This is a genomic window from Lentzea flaviverrucosa, from assembly GCF_003350445.1.
GTDB lineage: Bacteria > Actinomycetota > Actinomycetes > Mycobacteriales > Pseudonocardiaceae > Lentzea > Lentzea californiensis.
In genome coordinates, this window is the sequence record NZ_QQAU01000004.1 from 601,926 (window position 1) to 619,319 (window position 17,394).

A 17,394-nucleotide genomic window follows, 5' to 3' on the forward strand; every position below is an offset into this window, starting at 1 on the left:
GCGTACGTGCCAGGACTCGACGGAAACCTGATCAGGCAACGACTCGCCGACGCGACCCTCTACCTCTGCACGCCGGACCGGCCTGATCTGGCCGAGTTCGCGGACGCGGCGCTCGCGGGCGGCGTCGACATCATCCAGTTGCGGGACAAGTCACTGGAGGCGAAGCAGGAGATCGAGGCGATCGAGATCCTCGCCGAGGCCACCGAACGCCACGGCAGGCTCCTCGCCGTCAACGACCGCGCGGACATCGCCCACGCCGTGCAGGCGGACGTGCTGCACCTCGGCCAGGACGACCTGCCCGTGCCGCTCGCCCGCCGGATCGTCGGCGACGACGTGGTGATCGGCCGCTCCACCCACGACGTGGACCAGATGACCGCGGCGGCGGCGGAACCCGGCGTGGACTACTTCTGCACCGGCCCGTGCTGGCCGACCCCGACCAAGCCGGGCCGTCCGGCGCCGGGCCTCGACCTCGTCCGGGCCACGAAGTCCGAGCGCCCCTGGTTCGCCATCGGCGGCATCGACCTCACCAACCTCCGCGAGGTGCTCCAGGCAGGAGCCACCCGAGTGGTCGTCGTGCGGGCCATCACCGACGCCGAGGACCCCCGCAGGGCCGCCGAGTCGTTCAAAGTTGAACTTAGTAGTTGAAATTTGAACTAACAGGCGTACTCTCGGAGACGTGAGCGCACCTGTGCTGTACCTGAGCCACGGGGCTCCCCCGCTGGCTGACGACGAGACGTGGACCAGAGAGCTCGAGGACTGGTCCGCCACCCTCCCGCGCCCGGAGGCCGTTCTGATGGTCTCCGCGCACTGGGAGGAGGCGCCGACCACCATCGGCGCGACGACGACCGTGCCCCTGGTCTACGACTTCTGGGGCTTCCCGCAGCGCTACTACGAGGTGAAGTACGAGGCGCCGGGCGCACCGGAACTCGCGAACGACGTGCGCAAGCTCCTCGGCGGCCACGTCGAGCAGGACGAGGCGCGCGGGCTCGACCACGGCGCCTACGTGCCGCTGAAGGAGATGTTCCCGGACGCCGACGTGCCGGTGCTGCAGATGTCGATGCCCACGCTCGACCCGCGTGAGCTGCACGAGATCGGCCGCAAGCTGGCGCCGTTGCGGGACAAGAACGTCCTGATCGTCGGCAGCGGGTTCATGACGCACAACCTGAGCTGCGTGAACTTCCCCGCCGGACCGGACTACGAGCCGCCGTCGTGGTCGAAGGAGTTCGACGACTGGGCGCACCAGCAGCTCGCGAACGGCGACGTCGACGCGCTGCTCGACTTCCAGGTGAAGGCGCCGGCCGCCGGGATCGCACATCCGAGGACCGAGCACTTCGCACCGTTGTTCGTGGCGCTCGGCGCTGCGAGCGACGAGAAAGCCCGTACCAGCGTTGAAGGCTTCTGGTACGGGCTCTCGAAACGGTCAGTGCAGTTCAGCTAGCTGGTCCTAGCCGCGCGTGAGGGTCAGGCCGTAGCGCGACAGGATCGGGTTGAGCGGCTGGAAGTACGTGGTGCCACCGGACGAGCAGTTGCCCGAACCGCCGGACGTCACGCCCTGGGCCTGGCCGAAGCCGGAACCCGCCACCCACGAACCACCCGAGTCGCCACCCTCGGCACAGGCGTTGGTGCGGGTGAGGCCCCGGACCGAGCCCTGCGGGTAGTTCACGGTCTGGTTCTTGGCCTGGACGGTGCCGCAGCGCCACCCGGTCGTCGAACCGGAGCGGCAGATCTGGGCGCCGACAGCGGCCTCGGTGTTGCCACGGACGATCACGTTCGTGCCGTTGTAGCGGTTGACCCACGGACGCGGGGTCCAGTTCGCGTTGGTGCGCACCCAGGCGTAGTCGTTGCCGGGGAACACAGAGCCGGCGAACGTGCCCTGTGCGACGCGGTTGTAGCCGGAGACGGCGGTGCCCGTGGTGCCGCAGTGGCCGGCGGTGACGTAGCCACCGGACACCGAGAAGCCGAGCGAGCAACGGCCGCCGCCCATGTAGATGGCGTCACCGCCGCGCAGGTCGTACAGCGGGGTCGGGCTCTCGGTCACCTCGGCGACCTTGACCGCACCGCTGATCGACTTGGCGGTCGCGATCCACTGGTCCGCGGCCGCGTCGCGCACGTTCTTGTTGACCTCGACGACGACGCTGTTCGACTGCTCGTCGACGCGCCAGCTCGTGATCGCCGAAGGGGCGGTCATGAGGTCGAGGACCGACTTGGTCCCGGTCAGCTGGGAGAGCGAGTTCGAGACGACCTTGGTGTCCGCGCCGGTCACGGAGAGTCCCGACTTGGTCACCGCCACCGTCAGTCTGCCGCTCGCCTGGTCGATCCAGGCTCCGCCGAACGCGTCGCCCAGGGAGGACTTCGCGGTCTCCGCAATCTGGCCTGACTGGGCGTCATTGGCCAACCGGACGCGTGCCTGGTCAGCGTTCAGGCCCAAATCACGCTGGACCGCTTGGAGCAATTCGGCCGGGTAGCTCTCCGTATCGGAACCGGATGGGGCGACCGGTGCGGCAGGGGCACCAAACGCCGGTACGCTGAGAGCAGTGACGACTCCGGTGGCGAGAATCAGGGCACCGGTTACACGGGCCGCACTCGTGCGGTTCATCAAGACGTCTCCCTCACTTTCGGGTGCAGGGGAACCCGAGAGATCGGTTGCAGGGACCTCTCTCGGGGGCTCTAGGGGGACGGGTGGTGGGGCGGCGGCAGGGGTCGCCCCACCCCTCCCGTCCTCAGTTGCCTCTCAAATCCGGTGCAGGCGCTGTGTCCTCCACCGAAGGCGCCGGGCTCAAGCGGACGTGCCACGAGCCTCATTGCGCCTCCTCCCGGTCTCTTTCGGACCGAATCTTTTCGCCCGTTCGAGTGAAGTTGCGGGCCTATCGGCTATGACGCCCCGCCTCGAACGTGAACGAAGTGTGTCACAGCTCACGACAGATCAACTGCGGCGCGTAGCAATTGACAGTTAACTATCGCTCAACGTAGTGACGTGATCACCGAATGGGGTCGGTGGTGGACGGTGGCGTCGAGCTGCCCGTCGGCTGCTGTGATTCCGTCGGCGTCGACGAGGGCGCGGTCGTCGTCGTGCCGCCGGACGAGGACTGGCCGGACGTGCCCGGAGGCGGCGTCACGGTGATCGTCTCGATCTTCGTCGTCTCGGTTTTCGTCTCGGTGCGGGTGCTCGTGGACGGTTTGACCGGATCGGCCGTCACGGGCTTGCCGGTGACCAGCTGGACGCTCGTCGCTGTGAGGACGGTCACCACGAACACGAGCAGTCCACCGACAGCGATCACCTGCCAACGCTTCTCGCGTTCCATCGACCGTTGGTAGAACACGGCGCCGACTGTGGTCACGACGCTCGCGAGGATCGCGCCGACGATGGTGCCGACGAGGTTGAGGCGAAGGCTCAGCACGGCCGCTGTGGCGGCGGCGAGCACACTCGCGATGAGCTTGACGGGGGTGATCTTCTCCTTCTCAGACATGACACACGTAGGACGTTGGGCACAGTTCACCGGTTGTGCCCCGGTGACGTGCATCATCGACGCATGCGCCTGGTGACTCTCGAAGACGTCCACGCGGCCGCCGCCGCGATCGCCCCGCATGTCGTCCACACCCCGTTGCTGTCCTTCGACTCCGGCCTGTGGATCAAGCCCGAGTCGCTGCAACCGGTCGGTGCGTTCAAGCTGCGCGGTGCGGTGAACGCGTTGTCCCGCATACCTTCCGAGGACCGGGCGCGCGGTGTCGTGGCGTATTCGAGCGGTAACCACGCGCAGGCGGTCGCCTACGCGGCCAAGACCCTCGGCATGCCGGCCGCGATCGTCGTGCCGGAGAACACGCCGCAGCTCAAGATCGACGCGACGCGGGCGCACGGCGCCGAGGTGTTCGTCGTCGGCATCACCGAACGCGAGTCGCGCGCCTACGAACTGGTCGAGGAGCGCAAGGCGACGCTCATCCCGCCGTTCGACCACCCGGACGTGATCGCCGGGCAGGGCACCATCGGCCTGGAGATCTGCGCCGACCTCCCGGACGTGGCGACGGTCCTGGTGCCGGTGAGCGGCGGTGGGCTGGTCTCCGGTGTCGCGGCGGCGGTGAAGTCGTTGCGCCCCAACGTTCGCGTGATCGGTGTGGAGCCGGAGCTGGCCGGTGACACCACAGCGTCGTTCGCCGCCGGTGAGCTCGTCCGCTGGGACGCGCACGATCGCGCCCGGACCGTCGCGGACGGACTGCGGGCCGAGCCCTCCGAACTGACGTGGGCGCACATCCGGCAGTACGTGGACGACGTCGTGACCGTCTCCGAGGACGAGATCCGGGAGGCGGTGAGGCAGATCGCCCGCCGCACGCGGATCGTGTCCGAGACGAGTGGTGCCGTCGCCGTGGCGGCGTACCTGAACCGCGAACTGCCGGCCGGTCCGGCCGTCGCGGTGGTCTCCGGCGGCAACATCGAACCCGAGCAGCTCGCGTCGATCCTCGGATGATCGCGCTCCCAGACATCCGTTCGGCGGCGGCGGTCATCGCACCGCACGTGGTGCGCACGCCGCTGCTGCCGTTCGGTCCTGGATGGATCAAGCCGGAGAACCTGCAGCCGGTCGGCGCGTTCAAACTCCGGGGTGCGCTGAACGCGTTGGCACGCCTGGAGAATCGAGCGAACGGCGTAGTCGCCTACTCCAGCGGCAACCACGCGCAGGCCGTGGCGTTCGCCGCCCGCCTGCACGGCGTGCCGGCCGCGATCGTGATGCCGGACAACACCCCGGCGGTCAAGGTCGAGGCCACGAAGGCGCTGGGCGCCGAGGTCTTCATCGTCGGCATCACCGAACGCGTCGAGCGCGCCGAGGCCCTGGTGGCCGAACGCGGCGCGGCGCTGATCCCGCCGTTCGACCACCCCGACGTGATCGCCGGGCAGGGCACCATCGGCCTGGAGGTCCTGGAAGACCTGCCGGACGTCCAGGCCGTCGTGGTGCCGATGTCCGGCGGCGGGCTGATCTCCGGTGTCGCCACGGCGATCAAGTCGCTGCGCCCGGACGTCCGCGTGATCGGCGCGGAGCCCGAACTGGCCGCGGACATCGCGGAATCGCTCGAAAAGGGCGAACTGGTGCGCTGGGATCCCCTGAAACGGGCTCAGACGGCCGCTGACGCCCTGCGGGACGAACCCTCGGCGCTGACCTGGGCGCACATCCGCGAGTACGTGGACGACGTGATCACCGTGTCGGAGGACGAGATCCTCGCGGCGGTGGCCGGCCTGGCCCGGCGGGCGCGACTCGTCGCCGAGCCGAGCGGCGCTGTCGCGGTGGCGGCGCAGGCGAAGATCGGCGGAGGTGGGGTCGCCGTCGTGTCCGGCGGCAACGTCGACCCGGCGCTACTGGCGCGCCTTCTCGCCACCTGACCGGATGTGCGTCGGCGGGCCCTCCACGCCGCAGTGCAGGCACTCACCGGGGTGCGGGGCCTCCTGCTGCTCCGGCGCCGCGGCGAGCACCCGGTTGTCCACGCCGACGGCCAGCAGACCGCCGATGATCGCGGCGACCGAGCACAGCACGAGGGCCATCTGCCAGCCGTCCGTCATCACGGCGGGGTTCGTGTAGTCCTCGCCCATCAGCCCCACGGCCGCGGGCAGCACGGCCATGGCGAGCAGGCTGCCGGTGCGGGCCACGGCGTTGTTCACGCCGGACGCGACACCCGCGTGGTGGTCGGACGCCGAGGCCAGCACCGTCGCCGTCACCGGGGCGACGACGATCGCGAGACCGATGCCGAACAGCACCACGCCGGGCAGCACGCCGGTCACGTACGAGGCGCCCGGAACGGCGTTGCGCAGCAGCAACATGCCCAGGCCGACCAGGATCGGGCCGACGATCAGCTGCAACCGGGGCCCATGGCGCTGGGCGATCCGCCCGGACGTCGAGGACGCCAGCAGCATGATGATCGTGAGCGGCACGCTGGCCAGGCCGGACGCCGTCGGCGAGTACCCGAGCGAGATCTGCAGCTGCAGCACCAGCAACACCATCACGCCGCCGAGTGCCGCGTAGACCAGGAACGTCAGGACGTTGGAGACCAGGAACGTCCGGTTGCGGAACAGCTCCGGCGGCACCAGCGGGTCGGCGGAGCGCTTCTGCACCACCCCGAACGCGATCATCGCGGCCAGCCCCGCGGCCGCCAGCACGTACGACTGCTCGACGAGGCCGCCCGTCAGCAGGGCGAGGCCCAGCGCGCCGACCAGCGCGGACAGGTAGTTCGGGTGCCCGGACGACTCGTCGTTCGACTCCGGCACGAACCGCAGCGCGAGGTACACGCAGAGCGCGGCCACCGGCAGGTTCACCAGGAACGCGAGCCGCCACGACCAGGCCTGCACCAGCAGCCCGCCGACCAGCGGCCCGACCGCGGTGGCCACACCGGACAGTCCGGACCAGGCGCCGATGGCGCGCGACCGGTCCTCCCGGTTGAACGACGACTGCAGGATCGCCAGCGCGCCCGGCGTCAGCAACGCCGCGCCCACGCCCTGCAGCACACGTGCCGCCACCAGCACCGGAACGCTCCACGCGGCACCGCACAGCAGCGAGGCCACGCCGAACCAGATCACGCCGATCACGTAGACCCGCCGCCGGCCGAACCTGTCGCCGAGCGAACCGGCGATCAGGATCAGCGAGGCCAGCGCGAGCAGGTACCCGTTGAGGATCCACTGCAGGTCCGTCACCGACGCGGAGAGCTCCGCGCCGATCCGGGGCAGCGCCACGTTGACGATCGTCCCGTCGAGCATGGCCATGCCCGAGCCGAGGATCGTCGTCGTCAGCACCCAGCGGGCGCGTGGCGTGCCCCAGGCGATCAAGACGGCCGGTTCAGCGTGGCGACGAACTTGTAGCGGTCGCCGCGGTAGACCGACCGGACCCACTCGATCGGATTGCCCTCCGTGTCGAACGAGTGCCGCGACAGCAGCAGCATCGGCAGGCCGATGTCGGCGCCGAGCAGTTCTGCCTCTTCAGGCGAGGCGAGCGCTGTCTCGATCGTCTCCTCGGCGTGTCCCATCTCGACACCGAACCGCTCGGACAGCACCTGGTACAGCGAGGCGCCGGGCGCCAGGTACCGGCGCAGACCGCGGAAGCGGCCCAGCGCGAGGTGCGTCGTCTCGATGGCCATCGGCTCGTTGTCGGCGAGCCTCAGGCGGTGCAGGCGCAGGACCTTGGCACCGGGGCGCACGCCCAGGTACCGGGCGAGCTCGGCCTCCGCCGGCATCTCCGAAGCCTCGATCAGCTTCGACGACGGCACGCGGCCCTGGGCTCTCATGTCCTCTGTGTACGAAGACAGCTGCAACCTCTGGGCGACCTTGGGTTCCGCCGCAAAGGTGCCCTTGCCCTGCACACGGAGCAGGCGCCCTTCCACCGTCAGCTCGGCGAGAGCCTGGCGGACGGTCGTCCTGGAGACGTCGAACTCCGCGGCCAGCGACCGTTCCGTGGGGATCGGCGAGCCGGGCGGCAACGCCCTCAACAGGTCGAGCAGGTGCCGCTTGAGACCCCAGTACTTGGGTTCGCGTTGCGCCCGTGTCCTGGCGTCCACGCCTGATGCAGGCGTCGTCTCCAGCATGGCCTCCTCCTCGCACTCCATGTCACGCATCACAAGGATGCCTTGTCCGTGTCGATTCGTGCGTCCGAACCCCCGACATCCGCCTCGAAATTCGTCCGATGACTTCGCAACGTCTTGGCAACGCGCTTGACAGACGCGGTGACGCAGCACACGCTGTTCCGCATTGGTCTACACCACTTGGACGTTCCGGCCGGTGTGCCGGGCTTGGTGAAAGGGCGCGAATTGTGAAGGGCTGGAGAGGACTCGCTGCTGGTGCCGCCGCACTGGCAGTGGCCGTGTCAGGCTGTGGCACGAGCACGAACAGCGGTAGCAACACGGAGACCAAAGAGATCACCGTGTGGCTCATGGACGGCTCCGCGGCGCCGACCCTGACCGACGCCTTGAACAAGGAGTTCGAGTCAGCGAACGGCATCAAGGTCAAGTACGAGGTCCAGAAGTGGACCGGCATCCAGGAGAAGCTGACGACCGCTCTGGCGAGCAGCACGCCGCCGGACGTCATCGAGCTCGGCAACACGCAGATCGCGGGCTTCGCCGACCAGGGCACCCTGGCCGACCTGACCGCGGACGCGAGCCAGTTCAACAGCGGTGAGTGGCTCGGCGGTCTGAAGGACTCGCTGACGCTCAACGGCAAGCAGTACGGCGTTCCGTTCTACGCCGCGAACCGCACCGTCATCTACCGCACGGACCTGTTCCAGGCCGCCGGCATCACGACGCCGCCGACCTCGCGCGCCGAGTGGATCGACGCGATCAACAAGCTCAAGGCCGCGAACGCGTCCAACCCGGACTTCCAGGCCCTGTACCTGCCCGGTCAGTCCTGGTACTTCCTGCTGTCCCTGATCTGGGACGAGGGCGGCGACATCGCCAAGCAGGACAACGGCAAGTGGACGAGCACGCTGGACAGCGCGCAGTCCAAGGCCGGCTTCGAGGCCTACAAGGCCCTCTACGACGCGTCGGCCGCCAAGAAGGCGCCGGCTGACACCGACGAGGCGAAGCCGCAGCAGTACGAGGTCTTCGAGACCGGCAACGTCGGCATGATGATCGGCCTCCCGTGGGAGCTCGGCAGCGCCGTCAAGGACAAGCCGGAGCTCAAGGACAAGACCGCGGCGTTCCCGATCCCGTCGAAGAAGGCCGGCTCGTCCGCCCCCGTGTTCCTCGGTGGCTCGAACCTCGCCATCCCGACGGCCAGCAAGAACGCCGCCGCGGCCAAGAAGTGGCTGTCGCTGCTGTCGTCCAAGAAGTACCAGGACATGCTCGCCGAGGGTGGCGCGGTTCCCGGCACGTCGAAGGACACCTCGAAGCTCGAGACCAACGCGGTCGGCAAGGCGCTCGCCGCCTCCGCGCCGAACGGCAAGGTCACCCCGAGCTCGCCGAAGTGGGGAGCCGTCGAGGCGGGTCAGAACCCGCTGAAGGACGCGCTCACCGCGTACCTGTCCGGCGCCAAGCCGCTGGACCAGGCGACGAAGGACGCGAGCGACGCCATCACCAAGGCCCTGGGCTAGCCCAGCTGAGATGACGGCCGTCAAGACGACCGAAACGGCAGCGCCGGCAGGGGACATCCCGCCGGCGCTGCCGCCTGCCGTGACGGGTGGGGCGCGCCAGCGCCGCCGCCGGGGCAGTGCCTTCGACCGGGCACTGCCCTACCTGCTGCTCGCTCCCGCACTGATCGCGATCCTCTGGCTCATCGGCTGGCCGGTCGTCTCGGTGTTCGTGACGAGCTTCCGCCAGCTGAACCTCGGCGAACTGGTCCGCGGCGAGATCGTGTGGACCGGCCTCGACAACTACGTGACGGTGCTGCAGGACGAGCGCTTCTGGGACGTCTCGGTGCGCACCCTGGTGTTCACCGTCTCCGTCGTCGTCGCCTCGGTGGGCATGGGCCTCGGGATCGCACTGCTGATGCGCGTGCTCACACCGTGGGTGCGAGTCGCACTGCAGATCGCGATGCTCTGCGCCTGGGCCATGCCGATCCTCGCGTCGACCACGGTCTACCAGTGGATGTTCGACCAGAACTACGGCATCCTGAACAAGACGCTGGTGCAGCTGGGGTTCGACTCCTTCGCCGGCTACTCGTGGTTCTCCTCCGGCACGTCGACGCTGTCCGTCGTCGGCCTGCTGATCGTGTGGCAGGCGATCCCCTTCCTCGCCTTCTCGCTCTACGCAGGGCTCGTCGGCATTCCCCGCGACCTCTACGAGGCGGCGGGCATCGACGGCGCGACGGGCTGGCAGACGTTCCGCGCGGTGACGTGGCCGGAGATCCGGTCGCTGCTGATGATGGTGACGTTCCTGTCGACGTTGTGGGACTTCAAGGTCTTCGCCCAGATCTGGGTGTTCCGCGAGGGCGGTCCCAGCGGTGAGAGCACGACGCTGCCGGTGCTGCAGTACCTGGAAGGCATCGCGAAGAGCCACTTCGGCGTCGCGGCCGCGATCTCCGTGCTGATGATGGTCATCCTCGGCCTGATCACGTTCCAGTACCTGCGCAAGCTGCTGCAGACGGAGGAGGGCAAGCTCTGATGCTCAAGAAGTCTGCTGCGAACTTCGCAGGGATCGCGCTGGCGTTGTTCTTCATCTTCCCGACGTACTGGATGGTCACGTCGGCGCTGAAGCCCAAGGGCTCGACGATCACGTCGGACTACGACCTGATCCCGTTCTCGGTGACGTTCACGAACTTCGTGACGGCGTGGACGAAGCCCGGCTTCCTGTCCTCGCTGGGCAACAGCCTCCTGGTGACGCTGACCGCGGTCGTCGCCGCGATCGTCATCGGCATCACCGCGGCGGTCGCCATGTCGCGCTTCGCGTTCCGCGGCCGCAAGAGCTTCGTGCTGCTGATGCTGGTCGCGCAGATGGCGCCGTTCGAGGCGTTGCTGATCCCGATGTTCCTGATGATGCGGGACCTCCAGCTCTACGAACATCTCTCGTCGCTGATCCTCGTGTACTTCGCGGTGACGCTGCCGTTCTGCGCGTGGACGTTGCGCGGGTTCGTCAACGGCATCCCGATCGAGCTCGAAGAGGCCGCGATGGTCGACGGCTGCGGCCGTTGGGGCGCGTTCCAGAAGGTGACCCTGCCCCTGCTGGGGCCGGGCCTTGTGGCCACGTCGGTGTTCGCGTTCATCACGGCGTGGAACGAGTTCCTCTTCGCCAAGGTGCTGATCCGCAGCCAGGACAGCGAGACGCTGCCCGTGTGGCTGTCCGGTTTCCAGACCGCCTTCGGCACCGACTGGGGTGGCGCGATGGCCGCCTCGGCGCTGTTCACGGTGCCGGCACTGGTGTTCTTCCTGATCGTGCAACGCAAGATGGTCGCCGGCGTCACCGCCGGTGCAGTGAAGGGATGACGCGTGGATCAGTTGGCCGCTGCCGTTCTGCTTCCCGGCTTCACCGGAACGACCGCCCCCGACTGGTTGCTGCGGCGGGTCGCTGACGGCCTCGGCGGCGTTGTGCTCTTCGGGCGCAACGTCGTCGACGACGCCCAGGTGACCTCGTTGTGCACCGAACTGCGTTCGGTGCGCCCGGACGTGGTGATCGGCATCGACGAGGAGGGCGGTGACGTCACGCGTCTCGACGCGGGCCGCGGCTCCGAGGTGCCGGGCAACCACGCCCTGGGCGCGGCGGACGACCTGGACCTCACGCGCTCGGTGGCCGCGTCCATCGGCGCGCGGCTGGCGAAGTGCGGGATCTCGCTGAACCTCGCTCCGTCCGCCGACCTGGTGCTGACGCTGGACGACCCGATCATCGGCGTCCGCGCGTTCGGCTCCGACCCGGTGCTGGCCGCCCGGCACGTCGCCGCGTGGGTCGAGGGGCTGCAGACCGTGGGCGTCGCCGCCTGCGCCAAGCACTTCCCCGGCCACGGAGCGTCCACTGAGGACTCCCACGAGCAGCTCCCGGTGCTCCCCCGCACCGAGGAACAACTGCGCGCCGTGGAGCTCGTCCCGTTCCGGGCGGCCGTGAACGCGGGCGTCCGCTCGATCATGACCGGCCACCTCGTGATCCCCGAGTGGGGTCCGGCGCCGGTGACGCTGAACAAGCACGCCATCGACCTGCTGCGCACCGAGCTGGGCTTCACCGGCGCGGTGATCACCGACGGGCTGGACATGAAGGCGGTGGGCGGCGACCTGGCCGTCGGCGCCGTCCGCGCCCTGGCCGCCGGTGTGGACTCGTTGTGCCTGGGCGGCATGGCCCTGGACGACGACGACCTGCAGTGGCTGATCGACTCGATCGTCGCGGCGGTCAAGTCCGGCGAGCTGTCCGAGGAACGCCTGACCCAGGCGGCCGCGCGCTCGCTGGCGCTGGGCCTCCCGCCCTCCACCGTCGACGCCCACGACGCCGAGATCGGTCTCACAGCCGCTCGACGCGCTGTTTCCGCACGTGGCCGGGTTAGTGTCGGAGCGGACCCGGTGGTGGTCGACCTGGTGGTGGACTCCTCGATCGCGGTCGGCGACGTCCCGTGGGGGCTCGGCCCGTACCTCAGGGAAGTCCTTCCGGGCACCGAAGTGATCGCCGCACGCGACATCTCGGCTGAAGAAGTTGCGGAAGTCGCGGGTGGCCGCACGATTGTGGTCGTCACGCGCGACGCCCACCGCCACTCCGGTGCTCGACAACTGGTAACAAACTTAACTAATCTGCAGCTGGACGTGGTGCACGTCGAAACCGGCGTGCCTGGTCCAGACCTGGGCAGCGTCGCCCGCATCGACACCCACGGCGGTTCTCGGGTGAGCCTCCGAGCCGCGGCCGAGCTGATCCTGAAAGGCACGACATGACCACGCCCCAGCCAGGCCGGCACATGGCAGCGGAGATCGCCGCGCAGCCGTCGATCTTCTCCGACCTCTACGACTCGCGGTCCACGATCGCCGAGGTGGCCGCCGTGATCCGCGAGCGTGCGCCGCGCTTCGTGCTCTTCGCGGCCCGCGGTTCCAGCGACCACGCCGCGATCTACGCGAAGTACCTGACCGAGATCCTGCTCCAGCTCCCCGCCGGCCTGGTCTCCGCGTCCACCACGACCCTGTACGGCGCGGAGCCCGACCTGCGCGACGTCCTGCTGGTCACGGTCTCCCAGTCGGGCGGCTCGCCCGACCTGCTGGAGGTCACCGCCGCCTACCGCAGGCGTGGCGCCCTGACCGTGGCCGTCACCAACACGGCGAACTCCCCGCTGAACGCGGCCGCCGAGCTCTCGGTGGACGTGTCGGCGGGCGTCGAGCACGCGGTGGCCGCCACCAAGACCTACTCGGCCACGCTGCTGGCCCTCTACCTGCTGATCGACGCGGTCCGCGGCGGCAACGGCGAGGCGGCGGCGTCACTGGGCGAGCTCGCCCAGGTGACCCTCGACCAGTCGGCGCCGACCGTCGACGAGGCCGTGCGCCGCTACCGCTTCGTGGACCGCGTCCTCACCACGGGCCGCGGTTACTCCTACGCGACGGCGCTCGAGGCGTCCCTCAAGCTCGCGGAGACGTCGTACCTGGCGGCCCGCGCCTACAGCGGCGCCGACCTGCTGCACGGCCCGGTGGCCGCGGTGGACGGCGAGACCGCGGTCCTGGCCGTCACGTCGCTGGGCAAGGGCGGTGACTCGCTGCGCGACGCCCTGGACGTGGTGCACCAGCGCGGTGCCGACGTCGTGGCCGTCGGCTCGGCCTCGGAGAAGGTGGGGGCGACGCTCGCCATCGCCATCCCCGAGACCGCCGAGGAAGTGGCGCCGGTGCTGGAGATCCTCCCCGTGCAGCGCCTGGCCCACGGCCTGGCACTGGCCCGCGGCGGCGACCCGGACAGCCCGCGCGGCCTGAACAAGGTCACGCGCACCCGGTAGTTCCCGCGAAGACGAGAGCCCGCCTGGTCCCCCCAGGCGGGCTCTTTTTCGTTCCACACAGGCAAAAGCCCGCCCGGTCGGCAACCGGGCGGGCTTCTGCTTCGCGCTTACTGTCCTGCGGTGGCGTACCCGGCGACGACCGGCGCCACGGGCACCTCGGCGTCGAACACGACCCGGCCGTCGACCCAGACCTTCTTGGGCCGCAGGTCGTCGTCCCACCACACCAGGTCCGCGACGGCCCCCGGTGCGAGCCGGCCGAGACCGGACTCGCCGATGACCTCGGCGGGCACGATCGTCGCCGACGCCAGCGCGTCCGCGACCGGAACACCCACGGACACGATGTTCCGCACCGCGCGGTCGAGCGTGAGCGCGGAACCCGCGATCGTGCCCTCCGGCGACCGGGGCACCCCGTCCTCGGTGAGCAGCACGTCCGCCCCTCCGAGGTGGTAGCGCCCCGGCGGCATCCCCGCGGCGGCGACGGCGTCCGTCACCAGCGCGACCCGTGCTCCGGCGGCGTTGAACACGAGACGGCACACGTCCGGGCCCACGTGGGCCAGGTCCGCGATGAGCCCGAGGGTGAAGCGCTCGTCCACCAGCGCCACCCCGGGAACCCCCGGCTCGCGGTGCCCCAGCGGGCGCTGGGCGTTGAACAGGTGCGTCACCATGCGGGCACCCGCGTCGGCGGCGGCGCGGGTCTGCTCACCCGTGGCATCGGAATGGCCCACCGCGACGAGCACGCCGGCCTCGACGAGACGGCGGACCGCCTCCAGACCACCGGGCTGTTCGGGAGCCATCGTCACCATCCGCAGGGCGCGGCGGATCAGCTCGTCGTCGAGCAGGGCCGAGATCTGGTCAGGACCAGGCGCGACCATGAACGACGGGTCGTGCACCCCTGCCCGTTTGGGCGACAGGAAGGGGCCTTCCAGGTGCACGCCGAGGGGGCGGGCACCTACTCCGTCCGGTAGAGCGGCGGATGCGGCCAGGACCGCCCGCGTCTGCCTCAAGATCACGTCGACCGGTGCGGTGATCAACGTGGGCAAGAACCGGGTCACACCGGTGGACGGCAGAGCTTCGGCCACGGAACGCATTCCGGCGGCGTCCACCTCGGCGAAGTCGACGCCGACGGCGCCGTTCACCTGCACGTCGACCAGGCCCGGTGTCAGCAGGCCGTCGGACAGGACCTCCGCGCCGGGTGGTGCTTCACCGGTGGTCACCTCGACGATGCGGCCGTCCCTGATCCGCACCGAGGCAGGACCGACGATCGTGCGACCGAGCAATGCGCGCGGTGCTGCGACAACGGCGTCCAAGATCCCTCCTTGAATGGTCCAGACCATTATGGCCACAACAGAGGTCCGCGTCACCCTTCGTTAAGAGATAACCATCTTACATCTGACTTGGTGAATCAGGTCCGAAATGACCGGGATGGCACGAAGATGACCATCGGTGGCGCATACTGGCCTCCAGACATCCGAGGTCTACGACGAGTTGAGGGTGCCGTGGCAGTCACTGACGATGCGATCCTGCGCGTCAAGGAGATGATCGTTTCGGGCGAGCTCAAGCCCGGCGACCGCCTCCCGCGTGAGGCTGACCTGGCAGAACGTCTTGGTCTGTCGCGCAACTCGCTGCGCGAGGCCGTGAAGGCCCTGTCACTCGTCCGGGTGTTGGACGTCCGCCAGGGCGACGGCACGTACGTCTCCTCACTGAGGGCCGACGACCTGCTCGGCGCACTTTCCTTCGTGCTCGACCTGCACCGCGGCGAAGATTCGGTGCTGGAAGTCCTCCAGGTGCGCCGGATCCTCGAACCCGCGGCGGCCGCGATGGCCGCCCAGCGCGTCGACCAGGAAGAGATCATCAAGCTCCGCGCCCTCTGCGACGCCGCCGAAGGCGCCAAGTCCGTGGAGGAACTGGTCGAGCACGACCTCGACTTCCACCGCGCCATCGCCCAGTGCTCGGGCAACGCCTACCTGGCCCAGCTCCTCGACACGCTGGCCGGCCCGACGGTCCGCGTCCGCATCTGGCGCGGCATCACCCAGTCGAACGCCGTCGACCGCACGGTGGCCGAGCACCGCGCCATTGTGGACGCGCTCGCCGCGCACCAGCCGGAACTCGCGCGCAGCTGGTCCACTGTGCACGTGGCCGGCGTCGAGCAGTGGCTGTCAGACCTGGCGTAGCTGCTCCAGCACCGCGCGCACCGCGGGCTGCCCATCAGCCCTGTTCCGCACCACGGCCGAGACCGTCCGGAACACCTGCTGCGTCAACGGGCGCAACGCCACCCCTGGCCGCCGCGCCACGGACGGCACCAGGGCAACGCCCAGTCCGGCCTCGACCAGCCCGCACATCACCCCGAAGTCGTCGCAGTAGGCCTGCGCGCGAGGCACGAACCCGGCGGCACCGCACGCCCGCTGGGTCAGCTCGTGGCAGGACGCGTCGGTGCGCGGCATGATCCACGGCCGGTCGGCCAGCACGGACAGGTCCACAGAGTCCTGCTGCACCAACGGATCGCTCAACGGCAGCGCCACGTTCACCGGTTCCACGAACAGCTCGAACGACTCGCACGACGTGGGCAGCGAGCGCGGCATGATGTTGTACGAGTGGATCACCGCGATGTCGATGTCCCCGCGCCGCAACGCGGGCAGTGACGCCTCGGGCTCCATCTCGTGCACGAAAAGCTCCACATCGGACCCGTGCGCCGACCGCAGCACCTGGATCACCCGCGGCAGCAAGGCGGCGACCGACACGAAGGCCCCGACGCGCACCACACCGGACACGGACGTGCGCAGCGACGCCAGGTCTGCCTCCGCCGCGGCCAGCTGGTCGAGGACCAGCTGCGTGTGCGCCGCCAGCACGTGCCCGGCTCGGGTCAGCGCCAGCCGGCGGCCCTCCCGTTCGACCAGGGCGACGCCGGCCTCGCGTTCCAGCGCGGCCAGTTGCTGGGACACGGCCGGAGAGGTCACGTGCAGGGCCTCCGCGGCGGCGGTGACCGTGCCGTGGACCGACAGGGCGTGGAGCAATCGGAGCCTTCGCACATCCAACACAAAGCTCAGCTTAACGTTCCGGACAGAACTTCTAACTGGAACTTTGCGAAGACTAGAGCCACGCTGGAGTCATGTTCGGACGAGTGCTCGTAGCGATGGTCACCCCGTTCACCCCCGACGGTGACCTGGACCTCAAGGGTGCGCAGGAGCTGGCGGCGCACCTCGTCGACAAGGGTGGCGCGGACGGGCTGGTCGTCAACGGCACGACCGGCGAGGCCCCCACCACCACGGACGCCGAGAAGGCGCAGATCATCAGGGCCGTCAAGGAGGCCGTCGGCGACCGCACGCAGATCCTCGCGGGCGTCGGCACCAACTCCACGCGCCACACCATCGAGCTCGCGCGAAGCGCCGAGGAGAACGGCGCCGACGGCCTGCTCGTCGTCACGCCGTACTACAGCAAGCCCACGCAGGAGGGCGTCGAGAACCACTTCAGGCAGGTGGCGGACGCCTCCGGCATCCCGGCGCTGCTCTACGACATCCCCGGCCGCACCGGCACGGCGATCGAGACCGAGACGCTGCTCCGGCTCTCCGAGCACCCGCGGATCATCGGTGTGAAGGACTGCAAGGTCGACCTGCTCGCGACCGCGCGCGTGATCGCCGAGACCGGCCTCGACTTCTACTCCGGCAACGACGAGCTGATCCTGCCGCTGTACTCGATCGGCGGCGTCGGCACGGTCAGCACCGTCGGCCACGTAGTCGGCAACGAGATCAAGGCGATGCTCGACGCCTACGACGAGGGCGACAACAAGGAAGCCCTGCGCCGCCACCAGGCGTTGCTGCCGGTGATCACCGCGATCATGACCCGCGAGCCCGGTGCCGTCGCCGTCAAGGCCGCGCTCAACCTGCTCGGCCTGCCGTCCGGTCCGGTCCGCGAACCGCTCGTCGGAGCCACGCCGAAGCTGATCAACGAGCTGAAGGCGCTGTTCTAGTAGACCGTCGCTTCTAATCTTTGGGGTAGAGGTGGCGGAGTCGGGTGCGGGCGTCGTCGGTGGTGAACTGCCAGTCGATCCCGCGCTGGTT

The 17,394-nt window shown here is 69.4% G+C and carries 17 protein-coding genes; 11 read left to right on the plus strand and 6 right to left on the minus strand.

Features of this window, described 5'->3' with window-relative positions:
- Positions 1-6: 6 nt before the first annotated feature.
- Positions 7-645, plus strand: coding sequence for a thiamine phosphate synthase (gene thiE / locus DFR72_RS16595; protein ID WP_090065301.1), 639 nt, complete (start codon positions 7-9; stop codon positions 643-645).
- Between the two features lie 31 nt (positions 646-676).
- Positions 677-1,438, plus strand: a complete 762-nt coding sequence (locus DFR72_RS16600; protein ID WP_090065300.1) for a dioxygenase family protein — start codon at positions 677-679, stop codon at positions 1,436-1,438.
- A gap of 6 nt (positions 1,439-1,444) precedes the next feature.
- On the opposite strand, the gene DFR72_RS16605 is transcribed toward DFR72_RS16600, so the two are convergent.
- Complete coding sequence (locus DFR72_RS16605) at positions 1,445-2,395, minus strand: S1 family peptidase (protein WP_342768651.1); 951 nt, start codon at positions 2,393-2,395, stop codon at positions 1,445-1,447.
- Between the two features lie 583 nt (positions 2,396-2,978).
- Positions 2,979-3,467 (minus strand): hypothetical protein, encoded by a 489-nt coding sequence (locus DFR72_RS16610; protein ID WP_090065298.1) that lies wholly within the window; start codon positions 3,465-3,467, stop codon positions 2,979-2,981.
- Positions 3,468-3,530: 63 nt separating this feature from the next.
- Between DFR72_RS16610 and DFR72_RS16615 the strand changes: the two genes are divergently transcribed.
- Together DFR72_RS16615 and DFR72_RS16620 are read left to right on the plus strand one after the other, a co-directional pair.
- A complete protein-coding gene (locus tag DFR72_RS16615; RefSeq protein ID WP_090065297.1) occupies positions 3,531-4,460 on the plus strand; it encodes a threonine ammonia-lyase in 930 nt (309 codons plus the stop codon).
- Positions 4,457-5,365: a threonine ammonia-lyase gene (locus DFR72_RS16620; protein WP_090065296.1), complete on the plus strand. Its 909-nt coding sequence runs from the start codon at positions 4,457-4,459 to the stop codon at positions 5,363-5,365. The genes DFR72_RS16615 and DFR72_RS16620 overlap by 4 nt, the downstream gene beginning before the upstream one ends.
- Here the strand turns inward: DFR72_RS16620 and DFR72_RS16625 are convergent.
- Both DFR72_RS16625 and DFR72_RS16630 read right to left on the minus strand, forming a co-directional pair.
- Positions 5,339-6,799, minus strand: a complete 1,461-nt coding sequence (locus DFR72_RS16625) for an MFS transporter (protein ID WP_256238789.1) — start codon at positions 6,797-6,799, stop codon at positions 5,339-5,341. The two genes, DFR72_RS16620 and DFR72_RS16625, sit on opposite strands and share 27 nt — an antisense overlap.
- On the minus strand, positions 6,796-7,551 hold the full coding sequence (locus tag DFR72_RS16630) for a GntR family transcriptional regulator (RefSeq protein ID WP_030480591.1): 756 nt from the start codon (positions 7,549-7,551) through the stop codon (positions 6,796-6,798). The genes DFR72_RS16625 and DFR72_RS16630 overlap by 4 nt, the downstream gene beginning before the upstream one ends.
- Positions 7,552-7,775: 224 nt before the next feature.
- On the opposite strand from DFR72_RS16630, the gene DFR72_RS16635 reads away from it, so the two are divergent.
- The 5 genes from DFR72_RS16635 to DFR72_RS16655 are packed head-to-tail and all read left to right on the plus strand — an operon-like array spanning position 7,776 to position 13,339.
- Entirely contained in the window at positions 7,776-9,050 is a 1,275-nt protein-coding gene (locus DFR72_RS16635; RefSeq protein WP_090065295.1) for an extracellular solute-binding protein, read from the plus strand.
- A 10-nt stretch (positions 9,051-9,060) separates the two neighbouring features.
- Positions 9,061-10,059: a carbohydrate ABC transporter permease gene (locus tag DFR72_RS16640; RefSeq protein WP_090065294.1), complete on the plus strand. Its 999-nt coding sequence runs from the start codon at positions 9,061-9,063 to the stop codon at positions 10,057-10,059.
- A complete protein-coding gene (locus DFR72_RS16645; protein WP_090065293.1) occupies positions 10,059-10,877 on the plus strand; it encodes a carbohydrate ABC transporter permease in 819 nt (272 codons plus the stop codon). Before DFR72_RS16640 ends, DFR72_RS16645 begins: the two co-directional genes overlap by 1 nt.
- A 3-nt stretch (positions 10,878-10,880) precedes the next feature.
- Positions 10,881-12,299, plus strand: coding sequence for a glycoside hydrolase family 3 protein (locus DFR72_RS16650; RefSeq protein WP_090065292.1), 1,419 nt, complete (start codon positions 10,881-10,883; stop codon positions 12,297-12,299).
- Positions 12,296-13,339 carry an SIS domain-containing protein gene (locus DFR72_RS16655; RefSeq protein ID WP_090065291.1) on the plus strand — a complete coding sequence of 348 codons (1,044 nt, stop codon included), beginning with the start codon at positions 12,296-12,298 and terminating at the stop codon, positions 13,337-13,339. Before DFR72_RS16650 ends, DFR72_RS16655 begins: the two co-directional genes overlap by 4 nt.
- 107 nt (positions 13,340-13,446) lie before the next feature.
- Here DFR72_RS16655 and nagA read toward each other — a convergent pair whose 3' ends face one another.
- On the minus strand, positions 13,447-14,646 hold the full coding sequence (nagA, locus tag DFR72_RS16660) for an N-acetylglucosamine-6-phosphate deacetylase (RefSeq protein WP_090065290.1): 1,200 nt from the start codon (positions 14,644-14,646) through the stop codon (positions 13,447-13,449).
- Positions 14,647-14,835: 189 nt separating this feature from the next.
- Between nagA and DFR72_RS16665 the strand changes: the two genes are divergently transcribed.
- Positions 14,836-15,510 (plus strand): FadR/GntR family transcriptional regulator, encoded by a 675-nt coding sequence (locus DFR72_RS16665; RefSeq protein WP_090065289.1) that lies wholly within the window; start codon positions 14,836-14,838, stop codon positions 15,508-15,510.
- Here the strand turns inward: DFR72_RS16665 and DFR72_RS16670 are convergent.
- Positions 15,496-16,374 carry a LysR family transcriptional regulator gene (locus DFR72_RS16670; RefSeq protein ID WP_090065288.1) on the minus strand — a complete coding sequence of 293 codons (879 nt, stop codon included), beginning with the start codon at positions 16,372-16,374 and terminating at the stop codon, positions 15,496-15,498. The two genes, DFR72_RS16665 and DFR72_RS16670, sit on opposite strands and share 15 nt — an antisense overlap.
- Positions 16,375-16,445: 71 nt before the next feature.
- Here DFR72_RS16670 and dapA point away from each other — a divergent pair, with 71 nt between their 5' ends.
- Complete coding sequence (dapA, locus tag DFR72_RS16675; protein WP_090065287.1) at positions 16,446-17,303, plus strand: 4-hydroxy-tetrahydrodipicolinate synthase; 858 nt, start codon at positions 16,446-16,448, stop codon at positions 17,301-17,303.
- Positions 17,304-17,394 lie beyond the last annotated feature (91 nt).

Excerpts from the sequence above, each read along its gene's own strand:
- DFR72_RS16610 (WP_090065298.1), bottom strand. The coding sequence starts at position 3,467 with ATGTCTGAGAAGGAGAAGATCACCCCCGTCAAGCTCATCGCGAGTGTG.
- DFR72_RS16615 (WP_090065297.1), top strand. The coding sequence starts at position 3,531 with ATGCGCCTGGTGACTCTCGAAGACGTCCACGCGGCCGCCGCCGCGATC.
- DFR72_RS16620 (WP_090065296.1), top strand. The coding sequence starts at position 4,457 with ATGATCGCGCTCCCAGACATCCGTTCGGCGGCGGCGGTCATCGCACCG.
- DFR72_RS16630 (WP_030480591.1), bottom strand. The coding sequence starts at position 7,551 with ATGCTGGAGACGACGCCTGCATCAGGCGTGGACGCCAGGACACGGGCG.
- DFR72_RS16640 (WP_090065294.1), top strand. The coding sequence starts at position 9,061 with ATGACGGCCGTCAAGACGACCGAAACGGCAGCGCCGGCAGGGGACATC.
- DFR72_RS16645 (WP_090065293.1), top strand. The coding sequence starts at position 10,059 with ATGCTCAAGAAGTCTGCTGCGAACTTCGCAGGGATCGCGCTGGCGTTG.
- DFR72_RS16655 (WP_090065291.1), top strand. The coding sequence starts at position 12,296 with ATGACCACGCCCCAGCCAGGCCGGCACATGGCAGCGGAGATCGCCGCG.
- dapA (WP_090065287.1), top strand. The coding sequence starts at position 16,446 with ATGTTCGGACGAGTGCTCGTAGCGATGGTCACCCCGTTCACCCCCGAC.